The sequence below is a fragment of the Comamonas sp. Y33R10-2 genome, assembly GCF_019355935.1.
Taxonomy (GTDB): Bacteria; Pseudomonadota; Gammaproteobacteria; order Burkholderiales; family Burkholderiaceae_C; genus Comamonas.
The window spans coordinates 2,752,073-2,774,083 of sequence record NZ_CP079925.1; the positions used below are offsets into that span (position 1 = coordinate 2,752,073).

Here is a 22,011-nt window from a genome sequence, read left to right on the forward strand (position 1 = left end):
GACGCTTAATCGCTCAACATGGGTAAAGCTGGCTCATGATCTGCTGCAGGCTTTGCTGCATAAGTTCATGCGTGGCACGCTGCACCTCAGTCGTGGATTGAGTCACTGATTCATCACGCGCCAGCGCCCAGATCGCTATCCATTGCGGAGCCTGTGACTGCACTACAGCCTGCGTCAAATCGCTCCACTGCTGCGGTGCTGCTGGGCTGGTATAGCGACCACGGCCACGCCCGAAGTGCGAGATCAGCAAGTACTTGAGCATTACCTGACTGACCATGGCGCTTAAGTAGTCGATCGATAGCTGAAAGCTTTGCTTTTCTTGATCAAAGATTTTGTTCGCACCCCAAGCCGCGCCACCAAAAGTCATCGCGCCCACCAGTGCGCCTAGCAAAGCACCCGCGCCTAACGTAAAGCCACCAGCCATTAGATCAGCGCCTAACCCTGTTGCCGCGCCAGCGGTGAGTGCGCCCCACAGACTGGCTGCTTGCGCATCCACGGGGGTGTTGATCTGCAACTGCTGGCTTAACTGCTCTTGTATCTGGCTTGCGGCTTGGCCATCGAGCTGATGAATCTCCAGCAGTCGCTGCGTAGCCTGTACATCTGCTTGGCGCAGCGCCTGCATCAAGCGCTGCACAGCAGCCTTGGCGGATGGGCTGAGCCCATCGTCATCTGCCACTGGCTTGCCCAGCTTGCTAGAGAGCTTGGTGATTTGACTAAGGCTGTGCCAAGCGCGGGCCAGCATCTTGCCTTGCTCTGGCTCTAGCTTTTCATGCAACCCTGCGACTGTCAGCAGTTGCGCAGTCATGACTTCAAGGCTAGCTAGCTCGCGCTGCTTCTGCTGCTGCATTCGCTGGTCTAACAAGCGCTGATACGCTGGCTGCTTCGCTTGCGGTAGCAGCGGTGCAATGCTTTGCATCATCTTGCGTTCATGCCACCAGCTGCGCGTAAAGGCATCTAGTACCAGCACATCGCGCACCACGCTTTGAAAGCTTTGCGTGGCCTGCTTCCAGCGCTGTAAATCCTGCTGTGTTTGCGCTTGTGTGGTGTCACTTCCTACTTGGTTGAGCAGCACGATGACGGGCTTGTTGAGCCAAGCCAAGATGTTCATCTCTGCGCTCCAGTAGCCCGCATCTGCCGGGTCTTCTGCCGCGTTGACGAGGTACAGCATGACATCTGCATGATCGCGCGCCGCCAGCAGCGCGCGCTGGCTGAGATAGAAGGGCTTGTCGCGCCAACGGTCCCAGACATTGCTGAGAAACCAGCCCAGCGGATTGCCCTGTTGGCGCAGGCGCTCGTACAACCTGACAGAGTCACCAAAACCTGGCGTATCCCAAAGCCACAGCTCATCACTTTGCTGCGTTTGTTGTAGCAAATAGCGCTTGGATTGACTGGTCACATGGGCAGCATCGGCAATCTCTCCCACATCGTCGGCCATCAGGGTTCGCGTCAGCGTGGTCTTGCCAATATTGGTGTGCGAAAGCAGGCACCACTGAATGCTGTTGTCGCTAAGCAGCTGATCGTTGTTGTCATTCATCATCAAACTCCTGCTGCGGGCACGATGGTGGCATTCAGACCTGCGCTGCGCACAAAGCCCTTCCACAACTGCTCACGCTCTTGTATGCGCGCCGGCGCTCCTGTGTTGCGCGCATGGAAGTCCGCTGCCAAAAGCCAGACATCCGCCTGCGTGCCCCACAGATGGAGAACCTGCGCGAGCAGCGCGCCATGAATTTCTGCCTCAGGCGTAGCGGCTAAGTTGAGCAACAAAATGGGCTGTGCATCACGAGACAACATATCGGGCAAAGGGGAACCATACGTCAGCGTGGGCAGCAATGTGAGCAGCGCTCCTGCGCCATAGTTTTGCGCGACATGGCTGCGCAAAGCAGCCTCTCGCTCAGGCGCGATATCGAGGCTATAGGGCTGCACCTGCAAAGCAGTCGATCGACCTGCCCAGTCACGATGCAATTTTTGAAAATAGGCTTGCTGCAGTGGCAGCGCCAGATGCTGGTTGAACCACCAAACTTTGATGCCTTGCCACAAAGCCAAGACCAGACGCGGAGCAATCACCACCACGGCTAAGAGCATGCTGTAGAGCTGCACCCAGCGCTGACCCACATCAGCGGTATCAATCGCCGCATTGCTGGCTGACCAGCCTTGCAGCGCTGTGATTTCACCCAAGGACCAAGGCGCCATACCCAGAATATTTTGCACGGGGGCAAACAAAATATTCAAACAAGTCTGAACCGCAGAGGGAGACAGAAACGTGCTTTCCCAACCCACCTGATAGGCCTTGGTCAGCCCCGTGACCCATAACGATGCCAGCGCACCCAGCGCCAGCATGGCAGCGCCAAGGTGGATGGCTACAGCCCACTGCGCACGGCGAGGTCGCTGGTTGATTTGCCACCAGTTGCGCTCAAAATTCAGCGCCATTTTTCGCAGCCCCGTGCCGCGCGAAACATTCCATTTTTTGGCCTGTAGCTTTTGCATCCAGCCGCTGGGGTCTGTCGCAACTTGCGGTGCTGGATTGCTTTTTTCCTGTGCCGGCTCCAGCGCTGAAATCACGATGTTTTTGCGCTTAATAAGTCTTCGCAGCCAGCTCACCAGCAGCAGCGCATAGACCAGTACATTCCACACAACAATGCCAATCAACGAGGGTGAGAGTAGGTCCACGCGGTGCGGGTCGGTAATAGCATGCCCCGCAAAACCCAGCGCAAAGCCGCCCAGTAAAACAGCCAGCATCATCCAGCGCGAAACACCTGCACTTTGCAGCGCCAAGGCGCGAATATCCGCGGGCAGTTGCGCCGCTGAAAGGATGCGTTTGGCACGCTCTTGTAAAAAATTTTCAAAGGCGGTGCGAGCACCCCCTTTGGCCGCGCCCTGAGCGTGCAGGCACTCTTGCGTGATGGCAGTGCAGCGCTCAGGCGTGGGCAGCGCCTCATGAGGTGCTGCGGTTTCCATGGCGTGGACAAAAACAATGTCGCGGGCGGAGCTGGCTTTCATGCCGATATTGTGTTTCAGCTCATGACGTCCTTGCTAGTAATATCAAAACAATAGCTGTAAGTCCTTTTCAATAAAGGACTACATCCATTTTTTCTTCATATTTCATCTGGGCTTTCCTGCAAATGCTTGCCAACCGCTCTGTGATATGAAGTCAGCTTTGCTGCAAAACATAAAAGGAGACATGCGTCATGACACTTAACCCACAGGTCATGCCTGATGCCAATGGTTTCTTCGGCCCCTATGGCGGCCAGCTGGTTCCGCCCGAGCTGAAAAAATGCATGGATGAAATATCTGTCGCCTACGAAGAGATCGTCAAACGCCAAGATTTTCAAGATGAGCTGGCCTCGCTGTTTGCCGACTATGTGGGTCGCCCCAGCCCGATCTTTCACGCCAAGCGTTTGTCGGATCAGTTGGGCGGCGCGCAGATCCATCTCAAGCGTGAAGACCTGAACCACACCGGCGCGCACAAGATCAACCATTGCTTGGGCGAGGCACTGCTGGCCAAGTTTATGGGCAAGAAAAAAGTCATCGCTGAAACTGGCGCCGGTCAACACGGTGTGGCGCTGGCGACGGCCTGTGCGCTGGTGGGCATTCCCTGCGAAATTCACATGGGGCAGGTAGACATTGAAAAAGAGCACCCTAATGTCACCAAGATGCGCATTCTGGGCTGCACGCTAGTGCCTGTCACCCGCGGTGCGGCAACGCTCAAAGAGGCGGTGGACAGCGCCTTTGAGGTGTATCTGCAAGACCCTGTCAACACCATCTATGCCATTGGCTCCGTTGTGGGCCCCCATCCCTTCCCCATGATGGTGCGCGACTTCCAATCCATTGTGGGCCGTGAGGCGCGTGAGCAGTTTCAGCACAAGCACGGCAAGCTGCCCGACCATGTTGCAGCCTGTGTGGGCGGCGGCAGCAATGCCATGGGTATCTTCACGGCATTTTTGAACGATGAGTCCGTGCATCTGGTGGGCGTAGAGCCTGCTGGTGAAGGCGTTGACAAGCCAGGTCGCCACGCGGCCACCCTCACCATGGGCAAGCCCGGCGCCATTCACGGCATGCAGTGCTATGTGCTGGAAAACGCAGAGGGCGAACCGGCAGCGGTGCACAGCATTGCCTCGGGTTTGGACTACCCCGGCGTGGGCCCACAGCACAGCTATTTAAAAGACATTGGCCGCGTGGATTACCAATCTGCGGACGACAAGGAGTGCCTCAACGCCTTCATGACACTGTCGCGCGTGGAAGGCATTATTCCTGCGCTGGAAAGCGCCCACGCAGTGGCTTGGGCCATGCGTGAAGCGCCCAAGCTGGGCAAGGATCAGCATATCCTCGTCAACCTGTCTGGCCGTGGCGACAAGGATGCGGATTACGTGGCCAAAATACTGGGTCTGTAAACCTGCACAAAGCTGGCCATGGGCCAGCTTTGTGCTTTTGCAGCGCCTTAGAGCCGCTAACGCAAACCGTCGGTTTGCTGGGTTGTGTTCGCCGCTCTTAGCGCAGGCCGCCGATATACCGTGCAGAAGTGCGCAGCATCTCCGCTGCACGGCTGGTGACAAAGCTTTCACTTGTCGATGTGACAGCTTCTGTTGAGAGCGTTTTTGAGCCTGGGTTTTCTCCTGTCCAGCTTTGCTCAAGCCGATGCGCCAAGCGTGCCATTTCTTCGTCAGCCTTCTCATTTGCATGAGCCAGCGCCAAAGCCACCATCGCCATGGCGTAAGCCTGATTGCCTGCCATCCACTCGGTATCCGTGACCCGGCCCATTTTTCGGCGCATCACCACATGTAGGTGCGCGGCAATGGCTAATCTTTCGCTTTCCTCCATACAACCTCCCTCGGTTAAACCTCGGTCCAATTTAGAGCAGTTCTTAGTGCTGACGCTCCATGTGCAAGCTGATGTCCAGTCCTTCCATTTCCTGCGCTTTTTCCACCCGCAGCGGCATCAACACACCAATCAGTAGCAAGATCAAGGCTGTGCCTGCAGCGCTGTAAGCCGCAATAGCCAGCACGGCAATCAGTTGATTGAGAACGGTGGCTCCAGTGCCTGCAATCAGAGGGTCCGCAAAAATAGCCGTCAAGATCGAACCCACGATGCCGCCTACGCCATGAACGCCAAATACGTCCAGTGAGTCATCGGCACCCAAACGGCGCTTAAGCCAGGTTGCACCCCAAAAGCAGACAGCGCCGGCAATCAAACCAATCCACCCCGCACTGCCCACCTGCACAAACCCGGCTGCCGGAGTAATTGCTACCAAACCCCCCACCATGCCGGAGAGCATGCCCAGCAAGGTGGGCGCACCGCGCATCAACCACTCGACTAACAACCATGACAGCCCGCCTGCAGCGGCTGCCACTAACGTAACGACAAAAGCCAGTGCCGCACGCCCATCTGCCGACAAGGCCGAGCCTGCATTGAAGCCAAACCAACCAAACAGCAACAGGGCTGTGCCCATGGCTGTCCAGCCCAAGCTATTGGGCTCAAATGCCTCTTGGCCATAGCCGCGCCTGCGCCCCAGCATAAAAGCGCAGACCAGCGCTGCCACGCCGGCATTCACATGCACCACAGCGCCACCTGCAAAGTCCAGTGCACCCAATTGGTTCAACCAGCCACCGCTTTCCCATACCCAGTGAGCAATGGGTGCATAGACCAGCACGCTCCACAGCGCAGCAAATAGCAGCAGGGCCGCAAAGCTCATGCGCTCCACCACGGCACCCACAATCACTGATGTGGTGATGATGGCGAACGCCGCTTGAAACAAGGCATAAGCGGCCTCAGGCAAGTGTGGGGCGAGGTGACTGACGGAGAGCACATTGCGTTTAACGTCAATATGCAAAGAGGCAAACCAAGCGCGGCTGAGATTACCCAGCCAAGGAGAGTCGGCCGTAAAGGCCAATGAGTAGCCGATGCCAAACCAGGTCAGCGTGACAATGCAAGCCACGGCAAAGACGGCGGCCAGCGTGTTCACCACATTCTTGCGCCGCACCATTCCTGCATAAAACAGCGCAACCCCCGGCAAGCTCATCAGTAGCACCAGCGCTGCTGACATCATCACCCACGCGGTATCTGCCTTGTCTATGGCAGTTAATGGCACCAATTCCATGCATTTTCTCCCTGTGTGTTTGTTTTGCTAAGGGAGCAAGCAGGTTCTATGCCAGTCGCAGGTGTGGTGAGCGGTTTTTTTGAGAGATTTTCGTCACGGTTAATGCAATTCCGACTTCAGGCCACCTATCCATAAGCATTAATAGCTATCAAATCTGATGTTTCTAGGGCCGCATTCTTCGCGAGTGCGAGTCAACCTCAACAGGCCTTGGTGACGGCTAGCAAAGTCACCCACACACAAAAAAGCCGCAGCCACCCTGAGGTGCTGCGGCTTTGCGGTTACGGCAGCCACGCAATGATGCGTGGCCTTCGTGCCTTAGTGGGTTTGGGTCTGTACGCCGGTGCTGGTTTGCAACTTCAGCAAAGGCTCCAGATAACGTACCTTGCTGCTGTCCAGCAGTGTCATCACCATGCTGCTGCCCTGAACCAGGCCAGACCATTGCTGATTGGCACCATTGGTGCAGTTATAAGTGATCAAACGCCCCACATTGTTGGTCAGGTAACCACTGTGCAAGTCCATGCAACGACCACCGCGCTTGATGCTCTTGTTGTCGCTGGTGTCCCAGACTTGGGCGTCACTGCGGATGTTGCAGCTGGAGAGCTTGATGTCGTTGGAGCCACCTTGATCCGTCAGGCACTGGCTCAAGTCCGCACGGCTACGGATACTGCCGCGGCTGTCCAGAATCCATTGCTCGTTGATAGCGCCAGTACATAGGCTTTTGGCTGCTACACGGATACCCGTTTCGGTCTTTTGCAAGCAATTGCCGTTAGACATCTTCAAAGACTGAGCGGCCGGAATCAGAGGCTTGGTTTCCATCCCCACCTTCTGAATCAAAGTCAGCAAAGCTGCTTGCGCACCTTCAGTGTTCTGCTCTAGCTGGGTGGCGTAGGTGCCGATCCAGTTGTTCAAGCGCTGTACGCTGCTTTGCTGCGTGGTGTAGCGGCTCAACTGTGTGCGCGCTGCTGAGCTCAGATCTGCGGCATGGTCTGAGTGACTATCGAGCAGCAGTTGCTGGTTGGGGCTGAGTGTCAGCACGCTTTTGCTGGCCAGTGACAACAAAGCGGTTTGCAGCTCAGGCAACTCTACCTTGCGAATGGCGCTGTAGCCAGCCTCCTTGCCTACCACCACGGCTGGTGCCATAGGGGGCAGGTTCTGGGGGATATCCAGCGTATACAGCACCTCGGGCGCTGCTGCGGCGGTTTGGCAGCTGAGTGTGGCCTGTGTGGGGTTCTCGCTTTGCGCCAAATTCACGTGCAGCTTGTTTGGGCGTGTGCCGCCCATTCGCTTGCCCGCCACTGCAATGCGTTGCACGGGCTGGTTGGCAAAGCTCACATCCAACCAGCATTGGCGCGGCTCAGTGGTGTTGGCCGCCGTAGTGGGTAGCGTAAAGACGTTGCCCCAGTTGCTACGTGCGGCCGGGTACAAGATGGCCTTGTTCGTTTGCGGGTCGTAGCCCCCCAGCAAAGTGATGACGGGCACACCATGCAAGCGCGGAGCCAAGAACTTGCCGTTAGGGCTGTTGTACCAAACCAAGTTTTGGTTGGGGATCGTGGGCGTGAACGGCTCCATCACTTGTGTTGTGGCATTCCACTTCAGGTAACCCGAAGGGGAGGTAGCGCTAGGCACCGGCTTGTCCAGACTGGGCTGAATCTTGTTTTTCGTGCTGTAGCCGGTGTAGTGGGTGTAGTTGGACAGCGAGCTGGAGTAGTGACCGCCCGCCATGGCATCGGTGCCAAAGCTGTAGGTGTCCTCAAACACGGGCATGCCTCCCATGCCCCCTGTCTTGACTCGGCTCCAGTGCAGATTGGCTCGCATGCGCTTGCGGTAGCCGATGAAGCCCCAACCACTGTCATGGTGGTGACCGGCCCAGAAGTAGTTGTCACCGCTCTGACCGGGGAAGTGACCCAGTCCGTAATGGTGGCCGATCTCATGGCTGAACTCGTTGCCCTTGGTGGCGTAGAGCGTCAAGATGGCACCGCCGCCGCTCAAGCCATGGCTTTGGCGGCCATTGGTGTACATGCCCGCTGCGTGGTGAGCCACCGCACTTTGGGTGACCTGAGGTTGATGCTGGGACTGCATGTCCGAGCTGGTCACGCCCCAGTTGGCCATGTTGATGCCGATGCTGAAAGTGGACTTGGCGGTGTCCCCGCGCATGTCACCGCCATACACATTGCCCTCGGTTGCGCTGCTGGTGTCATAAATGGTGCCGTTGGACACCATGACCTTGGGCAGCTTGACGGGCTCGTATGAGGCCACAGTCAGCTTCGCGGCGGGAATGGTTTGGAAGTAATCCGTTGCACCTTTGGCCGGCTGGCTCAGCAGCCAGTGGTCATTGTCATTTTTGGGCGGATCGGTCAGCATGCCTAATTGAATGCTGTGCACCACCAATTCACCAGGAGCTGCGAACTCAATGGCTTTGGCAGCCAACGTGCCAGAGCGACTTTTGGAATCGCTTACGCGCAACTCCATGCCCGGCTTAACCCAGTTCCACGGCAGCACGGCAGACCATGCGCGGCGCGAGTACACATAGTCGGGGCGACCGTCATTGTTGTTGTAGTCGGAGCGGAAAATCTCGTTGGGGTGGCGCATGGGTAGATTTCCCATGCTCACGCCGTTAACCGAGACCGACACCGTCATCGCTTCCACATCTGGCAGCGTAGGATCGGGCGTAATCAGCAGCAATGCTTCGCGCTCTGTGGTGAGCGTTGGCATGTTCTTGGCGGAATTGCCAGACGGATCCATCGTGTGGCTTTGGGCGAACTGCACCATGCCGGGCAAGCTGCCGCCCAGATCGTTGCGCACCGCGCGCACTTGGCCCGTCTTATCTTTGTCGTAAAAGCCCAAGGCATTCGGCGCTGAATATTTGGCGTCGGTCAACTCTGGATAGGTGGGCTTGCTGCCCGAATTACCGTTGCCGGAGCCCAGAGTTGGCGGGGGCAGCACAACATTACCTAAGCCGGGGCTGCCGGTAGAGGGAAGGGTAATGGAGGGGCTACCGGTGGAGGGGAGGGTAGTGGAAGGGCTGCCGGTGGAGGGCAGGGTCGTCGAAGGGCTACCGGTGGAAGGGGGTGTAGTCGAAGGGCTACCGGTTGAGGGGCTGCCAGTGACGGGTAGATCCGGGCCAGCACTGTTGCCGGGAAGGGCGAGTTCTTTTTCTTCTACCGGATCGGGTGGCGTTGTCGGATCCTCCAATGCAGGCGCTGGGGGCGTGGGCGCTGCGACCAAACTAGGGCCATTGCTGTTCGAACCTGTGGATGCTTTTTCTAAAGGTTCACCTTCGCAACCACTCAATACCAAAACAGCGGCGCCCAAGATGGCGATGCCTGTTGCATTTAAACGCTGCATTTACATTTCCATTGCTAAAACGGAATTCTAAAAATGCATACGCTTTTACGTATTGACTTTTATTTTATTTTTGGAAAGTCATAGAAAGAGATGATTCAAATTGTTTCTATGCGCGTGAATCAAACGCTTGTGTATTGACGGAAACCTTTTTTACTCGGCGATATTGCTCAATATTGAGTCAGATCATTCCTACTTTCAAAACGACGGTTTGCCATGACTACCTAGGGAAAGGGTTTTCCAGTAGCCATTGTTAGAGTTTTCGGTCATTTGGGCTGAAAGACTTACTACATGGGAAGTGCGTGTTGAAGGCGCGAACTGGGGGCAGCGGTGGGGCAAGCTTTTAGAACTCGCCAAGACCCATCGAATATCGCGCTCCAATGGGGTGGAACTCACCACAGCCGGGCTGGGGGCGGGCCATTCAATGTCCTGCGCACCATGCTTTGCCGGTTTAAGTCAGATCGGCTCCATGCGCGTGCTAGCCCAGATGCGATTCATCTCCGTGCAAAACGGCTGTGCGCAAGGCGCGCGCCCTTGGTATTGGCAGCCCTCGGTGGTGCATAGATGAGAGCGGTGCTCGCCTAGCGGTGGACGCGTCAGAGCAAACGCATTGGCCGCTTGAGCAGCGGACATGAGCAGCCATGGGTCGGCCTTGTTTTGCAGCACTTGCTGCATCTCTTGTGCAAGCGCCGGTGCCGGCGATGTCACAGGCAGTGCGGCGCTGCTGGCGGGTGCATGGGGGGCTGTTTGCAAATCTAGCCAAAGCAAAGCACTGGTGCGCTGGCTGGCAGGGGCGCCCTGTGCCTGTAGCACCAAGGCTAAGGGCCCCGACGGTGGGGGCATGCTGCCTTCAGGCCACGGCATGCGCAGGCCTGTTGACGTGGGGGCAAAGCCACTTTGCGGTGTGCTTTGTGCAGCGCTGGCGCTGCCGATCACGGCTGCCCCCATGGTCTGTGCCCAATGGCTTGGCACTTGTAGCGTGATCGAAAAACCGCGCTCGCCTTGCGGCGTGAGAAGGCTGCCTTGTTGAACCCACCAGTTTTGCAGTACTGGCAGTTTGCCCGCACTGGCGCGCTCATCGGCTATACCGGGCGTAGCCATTTGCCCTGTAGCGTTGCTCGTTTGCAAAGCCGCTGCCGTAGTCGATGACAGCGCTGCGGCTGTTTGCATGGCCGAGGAAAGGCCCGAGCCGGTGGATGCGCCATTGGCCGCATTCACCAATGCTTGCATCAGGGCGGGCGAGCCCGGCTGTGCGGCCAGCAATTGCAAAGGTTGCAGGGTGGGTAAAGCGCCCGGAACTTGAACCTGCAAGTTGCTCAGGAGTTGCTGCAGCCATTGCATGGTGGCCGCAGGCAAACCGTGTGCCGGCCAGTTGGCAGGATTTGCGCTGGGCCTGGCTTGCACTTGCAAGGCCAGTTGAGCAATGAGCTGCTCAAACGCCTGCAATCGCAGATTTTGCAGCGCCTGCGGTGACCACTGGGCTGTGGTGACGCTGGGTGTGGCTGCGACAGGTCCTGAAGTACTGGCGGAATTAGCGGGGCTAGCTGCATTGGCGGCGGGTGCGGCTTGTACCGCTGCAGCAAACCCAGAGGCGATGGCTGTCGGCCCCGCTACAGGAGTGACCGCTGTGGGGGCTGTTATGGCTGGAGCGGTGTTAGCCGCAAGAGGTAGGAGGGGCGCAGTCATGAAGGCAATCAAAAGCCGAGCCGTTCGCGATGGATGCTTGCCATTGTGCCCAAGCGGTTCACACGACTGATGATTGCTACTGAAAAATGAGCTGCTCGTTTATGCAAACAAAGCGAGAAAGCCTTGTTTGATGTCTGAAATCAGGCTTCAGCAGGGTAGAACAGGCGACGCGTTGGAGTCGATTCCATGGCCTTGGCAATGGCGCCAATATGGTCAGGCGTGGTGCCGCAGCAGCCGCCCACGATGTTGACCAAGCCTTCTGCCGCGAACTCATGCACCAAGCGGCTGGTGATCTCGGGCGTTTCGTCAAAGCCGGTATCGCTCATGGGGTTGGGCAGGCCAGCATTGGGGTAGCAGCTGATGAAGGTATCAGGCGCAGCCTTGGCTAGCTCTTGCACATAGGGGCGCATCAGCGTGGCACCCAGCGCGCAGTTCAGGCCAATGGACAGCGGATTGGCATGGCGCACGCTGTGCCAGAAGGCGGTCACGGTCTGGCCGCTCAGGATACGGCCCGAAGCATCGGTCACCGTGCCGCTGATCATGATGGGCAGGCGCTCGCCGGTTTGCTCAAACGCTTCATCGACCGCAAACAAAGCGGCCTTGGCGTTCAAGGTGTCGAAAATCGTCTCGACCAAAATCACATCCGAGCCGCCTTCGATCAGCGCCAGCGTCTGCTCCAGATAGGCTTTGCGCAGCGATTCAAACGTGACGTTTCGCGCCGCAGGGTCGTTCACATCGGGGCTGATGGAGGCAGTCTTGGGCGTGGGGCCCAGAGCGCCGGCCACATAGCGCTTGTGATCGGGCGTGCTGTACTTGTCGCAAGCCGCGCGGGCCAGCTGGGCGCTTTTCAGGTTCATCTCATAGGCCAGATCGGCCATGTGATAGTCATCCTGCGCAATCGTGGTCGCACCAAAGGTGTTGGTCTCGATCAGATCGGCACCAGCGGCCAAATATTTTTCATGGATGTCGCTGATCACATCGGGGCGAGTGATCGACAACAGCTCATTGTTGCCCTTGACGTCGTAGGCGAAGTCCGTGAAGCGGTCGCCCGCACCATCGGCACCGGCATAGCCTTGGCCGCGGTACTGGGCCTCGCCCAGCTTGAAACGCTGAATCATGGTGCCCATGGCACCGTCCAGAATGACAAGGCGCTTGGCAAGCGTGGCAGGCAGGTCCTGGGCTCGGGTGTAGGCGGGGGTGGTGTGCAGCTGGCTCATAGACCGCCATTGTAGGAAAGCTGGCGGGGTCTGCAGGCCAGCCGGGCATTGCCCGCGTGTCCGCGCCCATGCAGATGGCAGGCTTGCCGGGTAGCGAAGCTCAGAGCCTGCGCTTGGCCATGCGAAACGTCAGGTTCCAGCGCTCGCTGCCCAGCAGGTGATGCAAGCCATCCTTGAGCGGGCTGACGCCATGAAACACCAGCCGCGAAGGCCCGCCCCAGACCACCACATCGCCATGGGTCAGCACAAAACGCTTGATGGGGTTCTGACGCGCCAACCCGCCCCAGAGAAAGGTGCAGGGCAAACCGAGTGAGACGGAAACGATGGGCGCAGAAAAGTCGGCCTCATCCTGATCGCGGTGCAGGCCCATTCGGGCACCGCTCTGGTAGCGGTTGATCAGGCAAGCATCCGGCGCAAAGTCCGAACAACCGGCCGCAGCGGCAGCTGCCACCGCCTGTTCATGCAAAAAGGCAGGGATGGCAGGCCAGGCTTTGCCAGTCAGAGGATCGACGGCGCTGTAACGGTAGCCCTGCAGATCAGACACCCAGCCCCAGTCACCTGCATTGGTGATCGCTACCGACATGGACTTGCCACCGGGAACCTGCATGACCCTGAACGATGCCTGCGCCTGCAAGGCTTGAACCGCCTCAATCCAGCGCAGCTCTGACGCCGCTGCAAAGCCGCGCAGCAGCACAGCGCCCTCGTCAATGATTTCGGGCGGCTGGGCTTCGGGCTCGAACTGCGGCAGGCTCATGGCGCCATCATCGCTGATCAGCTAGTAGGGCAGCGCTGGCTCTGTGCAAACGCCAACACGGCCTGCAGCAGGTGCTGCATGGTGGGCTGAATGCGCGCCGCAGTCTCTGGCAGGTAGTCAAACGGCATCTGCTCTTGCATATAGCTCGACTGCGTCATCTCCAGCTGCACCGCGTGAAAGCACTGCTCAGGCTGGCCGTAGTTGCGCGTGATGTAGCCACCTTTGAAGCGTCCGTTGAGAACGCTGGTGTGGCTGGGTGCTTGCTGCGCAATGTCCTGCAGTTGCTGGGCCAGAGCAGGATCGCAGCTCTTGCCGTCAGCCGTGCCCAAGTTCATATCAGGCAACTTGCCTTCAAAAAAACGCGGCAGTACCGAGCGGATGCTGTGCGCATCCCATAGCATGGCCACGCCATGCTGGTGCTTGATACGGTCCAGCTCAGCGCGTAGCTGCGCGTGGTAGGGCTGCCAGTACAGCGCGCGGCGGCGAGCGATTTCTGCCTCATCAGGCTCGAAGTCCTTGCTCACATACAGAGGCTTGCTATCAAAACCATCAACAGGGCATAGCCCCGTCACGCTCTGACCCGGATAGAGACTGGCACCATCTGGCGGGCGGTTCAGGTCGATCACATAGCGCGAATGCGTGGCGATGAGGATGGAGGCACCCAGCGCCTTGGCAAAGTCATAGAGCGCTGGCATATGCCAGTCTGTGTCATGCACTTCGCGCCCCTCTGGCGTGAGCTTGGCGGCTATGTCGCCCGGCACATGGGTGCCGGTATGCGGCATGGAAATTAGCAGCGGCGCATGACCTTGATGAAAGATGAAAGGTGGCATGGATTCACTCATCACAGCTCAAACACCTTGCCCGGGTTCATCAATCCCAGCGGGTCCAGCGCCAGTTTGATGGCGCGCATGGCGGCCATTTCGGCAGGGCTGCGGCTGTTGTTCAGGTACGGTTTTTTGTGCAGGCCAATGCCATGCTCGGCAGAGACACTGCCCTTGAACTCGCCCACCAGGCAGTACAGCTCGGCTTCTACGGCATCGCATTCGCCGTTCACGGTGGCGCCATCGACAGAGACATGCAGATTGCCGTCACCCACATGGCCGAAGTACAGCGAATGCTTTTGCGGCCAGCGCGCGGTGAAAGCGGCTTCGCAGGCATCCGCAAAACGGCCAATGTCGGCCTGCGGCAGGCTCACATCAAAGTTGATGGCCGGGTGCATATTGTTGTTGAGCTCGGCCGGGGCTTCGCGCAGCTTCCACAGCTGCTGGGCCTGCGCCACAGACTGGGCGACGATGGCGTCCAGCACCTCGCCCGCCTCCATGGCTTCTTCCAGCACTTGCTCAATTTCAGTCTGCAGCTGCGCTTCGTTTTTGCCATCCACATTGATCAGCGCCAGCATGGGGTGGCGTTCGGCAAACGGGGCCGACAGCTTGAGCCAAGAGAGCGATGCCTGCACAAAGCTGTCCCACATCAGCTCATACGCGGCGACGTTGTTGCCAAAGTGCGCTTGCATGCGTTTGAGAACGGCCAAAGCCGAATCAAAATCAGGCATGGCGACCAAGGTAGTTGCCGTGGCTTTTGGAGTGGGGCGCAGACGCAGCAGCACGCGGGTGATCACGCCAAGCGTGCCTTCAGCGCCGATGAAGAGCTGCTTGAGGTCGTAGCCCGTGTTGTTCTTGATCATGGGGCGCAGCATGGGCAGCACCGAGCCATCGGCCAGCACCACCTCCAGCCCCAGCACCTGCTCGCGCATCATGCCGTGCTGCAGCACACCGTTGCCGCCGGCGTTGGTCGATACATTGCCGCCAATTTGGCAGCTGCCGCGCGCACCCAAATCCACGCCAAACACCATGCCTTGCGCCACAGCCGCTTCTTGCACGGCCTGCAGTGTCACCCCAGCCTGCACCTGCATCAGCCCCGTCTGGGTGTTGATGTCTTCAATGCTGTTCATGCGGTCAAGCGACAGCGCCACCGCGCCCTGTGTGGGCGTGGCAGCGCCAGCCAGCCCGGTCATGCCGCCTAGCGGCACCACGCCCACTTTGTGGGCTGAACACAGGCGTAGTGCCGCGCTGACTTCCTCGGTCGTGCGGGGGCGAATCAAGGCCAGTGGCAATTGGGGCGGCGTGCCGCTCCAATCCGTGTGGTAGCGCTCGGGCGCATCGGCGCCGCGCAGCACCACATCAGCGCCCAGAGTGGAAATCAGTTCATTGAGAAATTGTTCTTGAGACATCAGCAACCTTTTGCGCCCCCGTGCTGTGCCTTTTTTCGGCAGCTCATGATCCACACGGAGAGATCCCTTGATTGTGCGCGGTAGACGCGTGCCGAAACTGCTTCGCAGCGGGTTCCTCCTGCCTTCACTGGATAGCTCATAACCCGGTTTGTGCGGCTCACAGGCGCGGGGCGCACAATAGCGGGGCGCAAAAGCGCATATTTTTGCTGCTTGTTTTATGAAGTAAATGGGCTGATAGTCCATGTTCTACAAGCACTTATAGCTATAAATTCAAGAGTAATCGGTGTCTTCCGCACATTCCATTCTGCAAGCCGTTTTTGGCTACGAGCAATTCCGTGGCCCGCAGCAGGCCATCGTCTCGCATGTCATCAACGGCGGCGATGCACTGGTGCTCATGCCCACGGGCGGCGGCAAGTCGCTGTGCTATCAGGTTCCCGCCATTGCGCGCCAAGAGTTGGGCCATGGGGTGACGATTGTGGTGTCGCCGCTGATTGCGCTAATGCACGATCAAGTCGGTGCGCTGCACGAGGCAGGCATCAGCGCCGCCTTTTTGAACTCAACCCTCAGCTACGACGAAACGCAAGAGGTTGAACTGCGCCTGCAAAGCGGCGACATCACTTTGCTTTACGTAGCGCCCGAGCGTTTGAATACGCCGCGCTTTTTGGGCTTGCTGGACGACCTGCTGGCGCAGGGCAAGCTGTCGCTTTTTGCGATTGATGAGGCGCATTGCGTAAGCCAGTGGGGCCACGACTTCCGCCCCGAATATCGGGCTCTGACGGTACTGCACCAGCGCTTTGCCAGCGTGCCGCGCATTGCGCTGACAGCCACGGCGGATGCGTTAACGCGTGCCGACATCATTGAGCGCTTGCAGCTGGAAGAGGCGCAGCACTTCATCAGCAGCTTTGACCGCCCCAATATTCGCTACAAGATTGCCGAGAAAAAAGACGTTACCAACCAACTGCTGCGCTTTATCGAGCGCGAGCACGAGGGCGAGGCAGGCGTGGTCTATTGCCAGTCGCGCAAGCGCGTAGAAGAGCTGGCGCAGACGCTGGCACAAAGTGGCATCAACGCGCTGCCCTATCACGCAGGTCTGCCGCAAGAAACGCGGCAAAACAATCAAGATCGCTTTTTGCGGGAAGAAGGCGTGGTGATGTGTGCCACCATCGCCTTTGGCATGGGCATCAACAAGCCCGATGTGCGCTTTGTGGCCCATGTGGACATGCCCAAGAACATCGAAGGCTACTACCAAGAAACCGGCCGCGCAGGCCGCGACGGCTTGCCAGCAGATGCATGGATGGCCTATGGCCTCTCCGACGTCGTCAACCAGCGCCGCATGATTGACGAGAGCCCCGCTGAAGAGCAGTTCAAGCAAGTCATGCGCGGCAAGCTCGATGCGCTGCTGGGCCTGGCCGAGGCCACTGACTGCCGCCGTATACGCCTGCTGGCCTATTTTGGCGAGGACTATGGGCAAGAACCTAATCTGGATGGCAAGCCGCTGCAGTCCGTGGGCCGCACCCACTGCGGCAACTGCGACAACTGCTTGGAGCCGCCAGCCCTTTGGGATGGCACGGACGCGGCGCGCAAGCTGCTGTCCACCATCTTTCGCGTGCATGAGGCCAGCAACCTGACGTATGGCGCAGGCCACATCATGGATGTGCTGCGTGGCAAAGAAACGGACAAAGTGGCGCAGCTTGGCCACGAGAAAATCTCTACCTTTGGTATTGGCAAAGACTACACAGAACCCCAGTTGCGCGCCGTGATGCGTCAGCTGCTCGCCACAGGTGCGTTGGGTCTGCACAAGGTGGTGAGCGAGAACAGCGGCCATGTGTTTGACACGCTGTGCCTGGCCCCCGGCTCGCGTGCCGTACTCAAGGGCGAAGTGCAGGTACAGCTGCGCGAAGCCGTTGCCGCATCGCGCAGTAAAAAGCCGAGCAAGAAGTCCGCCGCAAATGCCGCAGCCATCAATTTGGGGCCGGATGCGCAAGTGCGCTTCATCAACCTCAAAGCATGGCGCGCCGAGGTTGCCAAGTCGCACAATCTGCCCGCTTATGTGATCTTCCACGATGCCACGCTGGCAGCCATTGCCGAGCTCAACCCCCAGTCGCTGCAGGCGCTACAAGGGGTGAGCGGCATGGGCACCAAAAAGCTGGATGCTTATGGCTACGAGGTGCTGCGCGTGGTGGCGCTAGGCTAAGAGCCGCTAACACAACCCTTGATACGTCGTTGCTTCGCCTTGTCGTACGCTTGTACTGCCTGCGGCTTCGCGCCTCGTCTCAATCGCAAATCTTCGATTTGCTGAGTTGTGTTAGCCGCTCTAAAGGGCCGCAACTCTCGTTAACGGCCGATCTAAGAGTGGTTCTGAATGCAGCTTGAAGCGCATATCTAAGCACGCCTAAGGGCTTATTTGCCCGCGCCTTCCACCACCTTGGGCACGCGGGGGGCTACAGCGCACATCAGCTCATAGCTCAGCGTGCCTGCGGCGGCAGCCACCTCATCAATGGGCAGCACTGCGCCATTGCGGGCTCGGCCCCATAGCGTGACTTCACTGCCAACCTTGGCTTGGGGGATGGGCGTCAGGTCTACGGCCATCATGTCCATGCTGACGCGGCCCAGCGTGCGGGTGCGCACACCCTCGACCAGCACGGGCGTTCCTGTGGGGCACACGCGCGGGTAGCCATCTGCATAACCGCAGGCCACGACGCCCAAGCGCAGCGGCTCTTTGCATTCAAAGTTTGAGCCGTAGCCCACGGTGTCGCCCACAGCCAGATCTTGCGTAGCTATGATTTTTGAGGACAGCGTCATGGTGGGCTCCAGCCCCCAGTGCGCTGCATCGTGGGCAGGGAAGTCGGGCGAGCTGCCGTACAGAACGATGCCGGGGCGCACCCAGTCGCAGCGCACATCGCTTTCAGCGCCGTGCAGCAAGGTTGCGGCGCTGTTGCTGATGCTGCGCTCGCCAGGCAGGTCCAGCGTGACTTCATGGAACGTTTTGAGCTGGTGGTCTATGCCATGCGCTACATCCGCATCACTGAAGTGGGTCATGAAGGAAATTTCTTCAACCTGTGTGAGCGCATTGAGGCGGGCATAGGCCGCACGAAAACGCTCGGGCGTAAAGCCCAGCCGGTTCATACCGCTGTTCATTTTGAGGAATACGCGGTGGCCAATTTGCGTTTTGTGCGCGGCCAGCCAGTCGATTTGCTCGTCGCAGTGAACTGCGTGCCACAGACCAAGGCGCGAGCAAATTTCCAGATCACGCAGCTCGAAGACGCCTTCAAGTAGCAAAATAGGGCCTCGCCAGCCCAGATTGCGCACGCGCTGGGCTTCATCAAGGTCCAGCATGGCAAAGCCGTCTGTCGCTCTCAGGCCCTCAAATACGTTTTCAATACCGTGACCATAAGCGTTGGCTTTGATCACGGCCCACAACTTGGCATCGGGTACGGCTTGCTGCACTTTTGCCAGATTGTGGCGAACGGCTTCAGGGTGAATGGTGGCAATAATGGGACGGGGCATGGCTTTTCTCAATCAGATCTTTGGGATTCTGGCACTGCTAGCCTAAGCCTGCGTGATATAACCGCCAGTCACTTGCCACTGGGTCTTATTTAATTGACGTCGGCTCAGCCGATGCCATTTACAGCTAATTCATGAAGCGCGGTTTCTACACCATCATGTCAGCGCAGTTTTTCAGCTCGCTGGCAGACAACGCCTTGTTTGTGACCGCTGTTGAGCTGTTGCGCGCCAATGGTGCCCCTGAATGGCAGCGTGCTGCCTTGGTGCCTATGTTCGCTCTGTTCTATGTGGTTCTGGCACCTTTTGTGGGCGCATTCGCCGACGCCATGCCCAAGGGCCGGGTCATGCTCATCAGCAACGGCATCAAGGTTGTTGGCTGTTTGATGATGCTCTTTGGCCATCACCCTTTGATTGCTTATGCGGTAATCGGGTTGGGTGCGGCGGCTTATTCGCCGGCCAAGTACGGCATCTTGACGGAGCTGCTGCCCTCGTCCCAGTTGGTCAAGGCCAATGGCTGGATTGAGGGGCTGACTATCACCTCCATCATCTTGGGCGTGCTTGTGGGCGGCCAGTTGGTTGGGCCTTTCATCTCTCAACATCTGCTGGCGCTGGATTTCCCGTATTTCGACACCGGTGTGGACACCCCTGCCGAAGCGGCAATTGCGGTGCTGATCGTGTTTTATGTGATTGCCGCTTGGTTCAATCTGCATATTCCGCTGACAGGCACAGCGCTGCGCCCGCTGCGTGAAGACCCGAGCAAAAGCCTGTTTGGCAACTTGCTAAGCCTGTTGCCAGACTTCTGGCGCTGCAACAAGCGTCTGTGGAGCGATAAGCTGGGCCAGATTTCGCTTTCCACAACCACGCTGTTCTGGGGTGCTTCAGGCAATTTGCGTTACATCGTGTTGGCGTGGGGCGGTGTGGCCTTGGGTTACAGCACCACCCAAGCCTCAGCGCTGGTGGGTGTGGTGGCTATTGGTACGGCCGTGGGTGCGGTGCTCGCATCGATGCGCATGCGCTTAGATAACGCCACACGCGTGATCCCCATGGGGGTGCTCATGGGCGTACTCGTGGTGGGCATGATCTTTATCGACCACCTCTGGGTAGCGGTGCCTTTCCTAATCTTGCTGGGTGGACTGGGCGGCTTTTTGGTGGTGCCCATGAACGCACTGCTGCAGCACCGCGGACACAACCTCATGGGTTCGGGTCGCTCGATTGCGGTGCAAAACTTCAATGAGCAACTGGCTATTTTGGCCATGGGTGGGCTTTACAGCTTGTCGACCAAGATGGGCATGTCGGCTTTTGGCGCCATTACGGTGTTTGGCCTGATTGTGGCGGGCACCATGATGCTGATCGGTTATTGGCACTGGAGTAACTGCAAAAAGCACCCTGCCGAAGTGGAAAAATTGCTGGGAATTGCCCGCAACGATCACCACTGAAATTCGCAGCACTGTGGCTGCCTAAGTTCAAAATTGATAGCTTCTAGTGCTTGATTGATAAGCACTAGAAGCATTTTTTATGCATAGTCCACTTCCCATCTTTGCCTTGCTGATCAATGCTTTCATTTGGGGGCTGTCATGGTGGCCGTTTCGGCTAATGCACGACGCGGGTCTGCACCCGCTGTGGGCTACTGCCTTTATGTATGCGCTGGTGTTGATAGGCCTTGTTGCGCTGCGCCCTCAAGCGCTCAAGATGGCTTGGCAATACCCTGTGCTGATCTTGCTGGCCGCCAGCTCTGGCATGAACAACGTGGCCTTCAACTGGGCCGTTACCGTGGGCGACGTGGTGCGCGTCATCTTGCTGTTTTATCTCATGCCTGCGTGGGCGGTGCTACTGGCTTGGAAGCTGCTGGGCGAGCGCCCCACATCTACGGCCTTGCTGCGCCTGTTGCTGGCATTTGGCGGCGTGATACTGGTGCTGTTGCCGGCTGATGCATCATTGACCGGCTTGTTTGCCGGTCTGTCCTTGGCTGATGCGCTGGCCGTGTTTGGCGGCTTTATGTTTGCGCTGACCAATGTGCTGCTGCGCCGCTTTCAAAGCATTCCAACGCAGGCTCGCATGCTGGCCATGTTTGCGGGTTGCATGAGTATGGGCTTGGCGGTGGCACTTGTGACCAGTTGCATGGGGGGAGTGCCGAACTTTCCGGCCTTTGACGCCAATTGGCTGATGGTGGCGCTAGGCATGGCGGTATTGCTGGTGCTGGGTAACTGGGCGCTGCAGTTTGGCGCGGCGCATCTGCCTTCGAGCATTACCTCCATCGTGATGTTGAGCGAGGTGGTCTTTGCCAGCGTTTCTGCGGTGCTCATTGCCCATGAAGCACTATCCATGCGCACGTTAGCTGGCGGCGCACTCATCATGGCTGCAGCCTTGCTTGCGGCGCTGGGCCGGGCTCGCCAAAAATAAAGCGACCTGGCCCATAACAGGGCAAGGTCGCTTTTGCGATGAGCCGAAGGCTGTTTACGCGGCGGGCTGGCGGCGGCGGGCGCGTTCGAGCTGCTGAGCGACGTAGCGGGGGTTCATGCCGTACATCTCGGCAAATTCCTGCTCCGACGACTGACCGCTGAGCTCGAAGGAGCGCAGCAGCGCTTCATCCTTGGCGGCGCGGGCATCGGCTTCCGCCAGTGCCTCGGCAACCAGAGCATTGGTCTTTTCGTCACGGCTTTGCACGCGCTCGGCATATTCTTCGCGGGTGAGGCCAGAGGCTTCATAGGCGATGACGATGCGGTTGCGCAGCTTCGGTGTCAGGTCTTCAGGCGTGCGCTGTTGGCGGCGGCGAAAGACTTCGATCAGCGCGTGGTGCACATGCTCGGGCAAAGTCGCTTCCACAGGTTGGCCGTCTAGGTCATGGCGCTGCTGGCCGCTAGCCATGGCTGCCAAATAGCGCCCGGAGCGGGTGTGCTGCTGCAGGGCGGTCTTGAGCGCTTCTTTTTCCAGCTCGGGGTGAGCGGCTTGAAGGTCTTCAAAAATGCCGCGCTTGAAGGGCACGAGCTGCTCGCCAAACAGGGCTGGGTGCCACTGGGCTAATTGCTCTAGCAAAGGGTTGAGCGGGCGTGGGGCTTGCTGGCCAGCCTGTTGAGGCTGACGGCTTTGGCCACCGCGGCGCGAGCGCGAACCAGCTTGCTGGTCCTGCTGAGAATTTTGGGGGGTTGCCTGTGGGGCTTGTGGTTCAGACACGATTTCAGTCATGGCA

The 22,011-nt window shown here is 58.5% G+C and carries 16 protein-coding genes; 4 read left to right on the plus strand and 12 right to left on the minus strand.

Going from position 1 to position 22,011, the window contains the following annotated elements; genetic code table 11:
• Positions 1-13 precede the first annotated feature (13 nt).
• Together KUF54_RS12255 and KUF54_RS12260 are read right to left on the minus strand one after the other, a co-directional pair.
• A complete protein-coding gene (locus tag KUF54_RS12255; RefSeq protein ID WP_255576077.1) occupies positions 14-1,534 on the minus strand; it encodes a DUF3482 domain-containing protein in 1,521 nt (506 codons plus the stop codon).
• A gap of 2 nt (positions 1,535-1,536) precedes the next feature.
• Positions 1,537-2,997, minus strand: a complete 1,461-nt coding sequence (locus KUF54_RS12260) for a DUF2868 domain-containing protein (RefSeq protein ID WP_219343096.1) — start codon at positions 2,995-2,997, stop codon at positions 1,537-1,539.
• 188 nt (positions 2,998-3,185) lie between these two features.
• On the opposite strand from KUF54_RS12260, the gene trpB reads away from it, so the two are divergent.
• Complete coding sequence (gene trpB, locus KUF54_RS12265; protein ID WP_219343097.1) at positions 3,186-4,388, plus strand: tryptophan synthase subunit beta; 1,203 nt, start codon at positions 3,186-3,188, stop codon at positions 4,386-4,388.
• A gap of 97 nt (positions 4,389-4,485) precedes the next feature.
• Here the strand turns inward: trpB and KUF54_RS12270 are convergent, their stop codons facing one another.
• The 8 genes from KUF54_RS12270 to KUF54_RS12305 form a co-directional block, all read right to left on the minus strand.
• Positions 4,486-4,815 carry a hypothetical protein gene (locus KUF54_RS12270; RefSeq protein ID WP_219343098.1) on the minus strand — a complete coding sequence of 110 codons (330 nt, stop codon included), beginning with the start codon at positions 4,813-4,815 and terminating at the stop codon, positions 4,486-4,488.
• 43 nt (positions 4,816-4,858) lie between these two features.
• On the minus strand, positions 4,859-6,091 hold the full coding sequence (locus tag KUF54_RS12275) for an ammonium transporter (protein ID WP_219343099.1): 1,233 nt from the start codon (positions 6,089-6,091) through the stop codon (positions 4,859-4,861).
• 315 nt (positions 6,092-6,406) lie between these two features.
• Complete coding sequence (locus KUF54_RS12280; RefSeq protein WP_219343100.1) at positions 6,407-9,436, minus strand: M66 family metalloprotease; 3,030 nt, start codon at positions 9,434-9,436, stop codon at positions 6,407-6,409.
• A gap of 453 nt (positions 9,437-9,889) precedes the next feature.
• On the minus strand, positions 9,890-11,119 hold the full coding sequence (locus KUF54_RS12285) for a Fe-S oxidoreductase (RefSeq protein WP_255576078.1): 1,230 nt from the start codon (positions 11,117-11,119) through the stop codon (positions 9,890-9,892).
• A gap of 140 nt (positions 11,120-11,259) precedes the next feature.
• Entirely contained in the window at positions 11,260-12,336 is a 1,077-nt protein-coding gene (locus KUF54_RS12290) for a homocysteine S-methyltransferase family protein (protein WP_219343101.1), read from the minus strand.
• Between the two features lie 100 nt (positions 12,337-12,436).
• Positions 12,437-13,090, minus strand: a complete 654-nt coding sequence (alkB, locus tag KUF54_RS12295; protein ID WP_219343102.1) for a DNA oxidative demethylase AlkB — start codon at positions 13,088-13,090, stop codon at positions 12,437-12,439.
• A gap of 17 nt (positions 13,091-13,107) precedes the next feature.
• Positions 13,108-13,932 carry an N-formylglutamate deformylase gene (gene hutG / locus KUF54_RS12300; RefSeq protein ID WP_219343103.1) on the minus strand — a complete coding sequence of 275 codons (825 nt, stop codon included), beginning with the start codon at positions 13,930-13,932 and terminating at the stop codon, positions 13,108-13,110.
• Entirely contained in the window at positions 13,932-15,320 is a 1,389-nt protein-coding gene (locus KUF54_RS12305) for an FAD-binding oxidoreductase (RefSeq protein ID WP_219343104.1), read from the minus strand. Before KUF54_RS12305 ends, hutG begins: the two co-directional genes overlap by 1 nt.
• A 283-nt stretch (positions 15,321-15,603) precedes the next feature.
• On the opposite strand from KUF54_RS12305, the gene recQ reads away from it, so the two are divergent.
• Positions 15,604-17,514: a DNA helicase RecQ gene (gene recQ, locus KUF54_RS12310; RefSeq protein ID WP_219343105.1), complete on the plus strand. Its 1,911-nt coding sequence runs from the start codon at positions 15,604-15,606 to the stop codon at positions 17,512-17,514.
• A gap of 206 nt (positions 17,515-17,720) precedes the next feature.
• Here the strand turns inward: recQ and alr are convergent, their stop codons facing one another.
• Positions 17,721-18,827, minus strand: coding sequence for an alanine racemase (alr, locus tag KUF54_RS12315; RefSeq protein WP_219343106.1), 1,107 nt, complete (start codon positions 18,825-18,827; stop codon positions 17,721-17,723).
• Between the two features lie 131 nt (positions 18,828-18,958).
• Between alr and lplT the strand changes: the two genes are divergently transcribed.
• Both lplT and KUF54_RS12325 read left to right on the plus strand, forming a co-directional pair.
• A complete protein-coding gene (gene lplT / locus KUF54_RS12320; protein WP_219343107.1) occupies positions 18,959-20,260 on the plus strand; it encodes a lysophospholipid transporter LplT in 1,302 nt (433 codons plus the stop codon).
• 79 nt (positions 20,261-20,339) lie between these two features.
• A complete protein-coding gene (locus KUF54_RS12325) occupies positions 20,340-21,224 on the plus strand; it encodes a DMT family transporter (RefSeq protein WP_219343108.1) in 885 nt (294 codons plus the stop codon).
• Between the two features lie 54 nt (positions 21,225-21,278).
• Here KUF54_RS12325 and KUF54_RS12330 read toward each other — a convergent pair whose 3' ends face one another.
• Complete coding sequence (locus KUF54_RS12330) at positions 21,279-22,007, minus strand: ProQ/FinO family protein (RefSeq protein ID WP_219343109.1); 729 nt, start codon at positions 22,005-22,007, stop codon at positions 21,279-21,281.
• Positions 22,008-22,011: the final 4 nt, after the last annotated feature.

Bases quoted from the DNA above. Each gene is read 5' to 3' on its own strand.
- alkB (WP_219343102.1), bottom strand. From the start codon at position 13,090: ATGAGCCTGCCGCAGTTCGAGCCCGAAGCCCAGCCGCCCGAAATCATT.
- KUF54_RS12275 (WP_219343099.1), bottom strand. From the start codon at position 6,091: ATGGAATTGGTGCCATTAACTGCCATAGACAAGGCAGATACCGCGTGG.
- KUF54_RS12290 (WP_219343101.1), bottom strand. From the start codon at position 12,336: ATGAGCCAGCTGCACACCACCCCCGCCTACACCCGAGCCCAGGACCTG.
- alr (WP_219343106.1), bottom strand. From the start codon at position 18,827: ATGCCCCGTCCCATTATTGCCACCATTCACCCTGAAGCCGTTCGCCAC.
- KUF54_RS12260 (WP_219343096.1), bottom strand. From the start codon at position 2,997: ATGAAAGCCAGCTCCGCCCGCGACATTGTTTTTGTCCACGCCATGGAA.
- KUF54_RS12325 (WP_219343108.1), top strand. From the start codon at position 20,340: ATGCATAGTCCACTTCCCATCTTTGCCTTGCTGATCAATGCTTTCATT.
- hutG (WP_219343103.1), bottom strand. From the start codon at position 13,932: ATGAGTGAATCCATGCCACCTTTCATCTTTCATCAAGGTCATGCGCCG.
- KUF54_RS12255 (WP_255576077.1), bottom strand. From the start codon at position 1,534: ATGAATGACAACAACGATCAGCTGCTTAGCGACAACAGCATTCAGTGG.
- lplT (WP_219343107.1), top strand. From the start codon at position 18,959: ATGAAGCGCGGTTTCTACACCATCATGTCAGCGCAGTTTTTCAGCTCG.
- KUF54_RS12285 (WP_255576078.1), bottom strand. From the start codon at position 11,119: ATGACTGCGCCCCTCCTACCTCTTGCGGCTAACACCGCTCCAGCCATA.
- KUF54_RS12270 (WP_219343098.1), bottom strand. From the start codon at position 4,815: ATGGAGGAAAGCGAAAGATTAGCCATTGCCGCGCACCTACATGTGGTG.
- KUF54_RS12280 (WP_219343100.1), bottom strand. From the start codon at position 9,436: ATGCAGCGTTTAAATGCAACAGGCATCGCCATCTTGGGCGCCGCTGTT.
- KUF54_RS12330 (WP_219343109.1), bottom strand. From the start codon at position 22,007: ATGACTGAAATCGTGTCTGAACCACAAGCCCCACAGGCAACCCCCCAA.
- trpB (WP_219343097.1), top strand. From the start codon at position 3,186: ATGACACTTAACCCACAGGTCATGCCTGATGCCAATGGTTTCTTCGGC.
- KUF54_RS12305 (WP_219343104.1), bottom strand. From the start codon at position 15,320: ATGTCTCAAGAACAATTTCTCAATGAACTGATTTCCACTCTGGGCGCT.